The sequence below is a fragment of the Rhodopseudomonas sp. genome (assembly GCF_036404135.1).
GTDB lineage: Bacteria > Pseudomonadota > Alphaproteobacteria > Rhizobiales > Xanthobacteraceae > Rhodopseudomonas_A.
In genome coordinates this window covers 1-2,665 of record NZ_DASWPE010000163.1, presented here as the reverse complement: position 1 = coordinate 2,665, position 2,665 = coordinate 1, and the positions used below count along the sequence as shown (strand labels likewise).

Genomic DNA, 2,665 nt, shown 5'->3' with positions numbered 1-2,665 from the left:
CCGGTAGTCCATAGGAGGGGCCCACGGCCGGCGCCGCGCGCCGCCACGAGCGCAGGCGGTGACGGCCGTGGGAGGTCCCTGTGGACCCACCGGGTCAACCGCCGGGATGGGGGTCCGGGGGAAGGGTTTTCAGCTCCGGTTCTTGAAGCGCCAGCTGTCGTTGCCGGTCTCGACGATGTCGCAATGGTGGGTAATGCGGTCGAGCAGCGCGGTCGTCATCTTGGGGTCGCCGAAGACGGTCGGCCACTCGCCAAAGGCGAGGTTGGTGGTGACGACGACCGAGGTGCGTTCGTAGAGCTTGCTGACGAGATGGAAGAGCAGCTGGCCGCCTGAGCGGGCAAAAGGCAGGTATCCGAGCTCGTCGAGCACCACGAGGTCGAGGCGGGCGAGCTGGGCGGCGAGCGCCCCGCCTTTGCCGAGGCGGCTCTCCTCCTCGAGGCGGTTCACCAGGTCGACGGTGTTGAAATAGCGGCCCCTGGCGCCAGCACGCACGACGTTGGCGGTGATGGCTATGGCGAGATGCGTCTTGCCCGTTCCGGTGCCGCCGACCAGCACGACATTGCGCTGGCCGGAGAGGAACGACCCGCCATGCAGCGAGCGCACCAGCGCTTCGTTGATGGGCGTGCCGTCAAAGACGAAGGCATCGAGGTCCTTCACCGCCGGCAGCTTTGCGGCCGTCATGCGGTAGCGGATGGACGCGGCATGCCGGTGGGTCGCCTCGGCGCGCAGCAGGTCGGTCAGGATCTCCATGGCTGTGCGCTTGCGCTGCAGGCCCGTGGTGACGGCTTCGTCGAAGGCGCTGGCCATGCCCTTGAGACCGAGGCTGCGCATTGCCTCCATCATCTCATGCCGCTGCATGGAGCCCCCTGAGCTGGTCGTAGCGACCGCAGTCGGCGAGCGGCGGATGTTCCAATTCCAGATCCTCCGAGGTGACGATGGTGAGCGGTCGGGGAGGCTCGCGCCGACGCGCCAGGATGTTGAGGATGACGTCGTCGCTGACCGCGCCCGCAGCGAGCGCCTCGCGCACAGCGGCTTCGACCAGTTCCAGGCCATCGACGAGCACCGCCGCCAGCACGCGCACGAAACGCCTGTCGGCTTCGTCTCCGGCCCCCAGCTTGCGTCTCAGCCGCGCCAGCGCGGGCGGCAGGTCCCAGTCCTGGAAAGGGGCGCCGTTACGCAGGGCACCCGGCTTGGTCACCAGCACCGGCAGATAATGCCAGGGGTTATAGACGGTACGGTCTCGACCAAAGAAACGCGGATGCTCGGCGACGACCTCGCCCTGGCACCGCACGACGATACGGTCGGCATAGGCGCGGACCTGCACCGTGCGCCGCACCGCCTTCGCCATGACGGAATAGCGGTTGCGGTCGAAGCTTATCAGGCATGTGCCGCTGACCGAATGCTCGTTTTCGTGGAAGCCGTCGAAGGGCGCCAGGATGGGCTGGAGCGCCGGGCGCTCAGCATTCCAGGCTTGAGCGACCGTCCACTCCTTCTGCTCGGGATGGGGGTGCGTCTCGGCCCAGCGCCGGCATTCCGCCTCCAGCCAGCCGTTTAGCTCCTCGATGCTGGCAAAGCGCAGGCGGGGCTGGAAGAAGCGACCACGTGCCGTCTGCACCTGGTTTTCGACCTGACCCTTCTCCCAGCCCGCCGCCGGCGAGCAGGCGGTCGGCTCGACCATGTAGTGGGCCGTCATGACGAGGAAGCGGCGGTTGAAAACCCGCTCCTTGCCGGTGAACACCGTCGTCACCGCCGTTTTCATGTTGTCGTAGATGCCGCGTGTCGGCACGCCGCCGAAGAAGGCGAAGGCTCGCGCATGGGCGTCGAACACCATCTCCTGCGTCTCGCGCGGATAGGCCCGCACATAGATCGCCCGCGACGCGCAGAGCCGAACATGCGCCACCTTCACCCGCATCGGCTTGCCGGCGATCTCGACGTCCTCGTGGCTCCAGTCGAACTGATAGGCCTCGCCCGGACGGAACGTCAGCGGGATGAAGGCCGGCGCATCGACCGCATTCCGGCGTCGCTCCTGCCGCCACCGCGCCGCATAGCGCCGGACCGCGTCATACGACCCCTCGAACCCCTCGCGCAGCAGCAGGTCGTGGATGCGCGTGATGCGCAGCTTCTCGCGCCGGGGTCGGGCCTCGTCTTCCTCCAGGAGCATGTCCAGCCGCTCCTGGAACGGCCCGATGCGCGGCAACGGCTGCACCTCGCGTCGATAGGAAAAGTCCGCCTCCGGCGTGCGGATCACTTTACGAACCACCTTGCGCGAAAGCTTCAGATCTCGCGCTATCGCCTTGATGGCTTTCCCGGCCGCATGCTCGCGCCGGATCCTCAACACCGTCTCCAATACCAACATCCCGATCTCGCCGCCTGACTGCCGCCAAGCGCGCGTGCCTAGACCACCGGGATGAGGGGTCCCTTTTCGACGCCTATCACCCCGCTAACGGGGTCCTTTTTCCACGCTGATCCACAGGGTGGAGTGAAGCCGCGTACGAACCTCGCCCAATTTGTCGACTGGTACATGGAGGGAAAGATTGATGTGGATACGCTCATCACCCATCATCTGCCATTTGACAGGATCAACGAGGGTTACGATCTGATGCGCAGAAGAGAGCCTGGAGCCATCAGGTCCGTCGTGCACATGTAAGCGTTGCAGAAGCTTCTC

The 2,665-nt window shown here is 66.2% G+C and carries 3 protein-coding genes; all 3 read right to left on the bottom strand.

Annotated elements, in window-relative coordinates:
* Window positions 1-129: 129 nt before the first annotated feature.
* Complete coding sequence (istB, locus tag VGC77_RS18995; protein WP_331173124.1) at window positions 130-858, bottom strand: IS21-like element helper ATPase IstB; 729 nt, start codon at window positions 856-858, stop codon at window positions 130-132.
* Complete coding sequence (gene istA, locus VGC77_RS18990; RefSeq protein WP_331173123.1) at window positions 845-2,356, bottom strand: IS21 family transposase; 1,512 nt, start codon at window positions 2,354-2,356, stop codon at window positions 845-847. Before istA ends, istB begins: the two co-directional genes overlap by 14 nt.
* Window positions 2,357-2,440: 84 nt before the next feature.
* Window positions 2,441-2,665, bottom strand: a 225-nt coding sequence (locus VGC77_RS18985; RefSeq protein WP_331173122.1) for a hypothetical protein, incomplete at its 5' end; no start/stop codon positions are given.

Coding starts and splice junctions, on each gene's coding strand:
- istB (WP_331173124.1), bottom strand. CDS start 858: ATGCAGCGGCATGAGATGATGGAGGCAATGCGCAGCCTCGGTCTCAAG.
- istA (WP_331173123.1), bottom strand. CDS start 2,356: ATGTTGGTATTGGAGACGGTGTTGAGGATCCGGCGCGAGCATGCGGCC.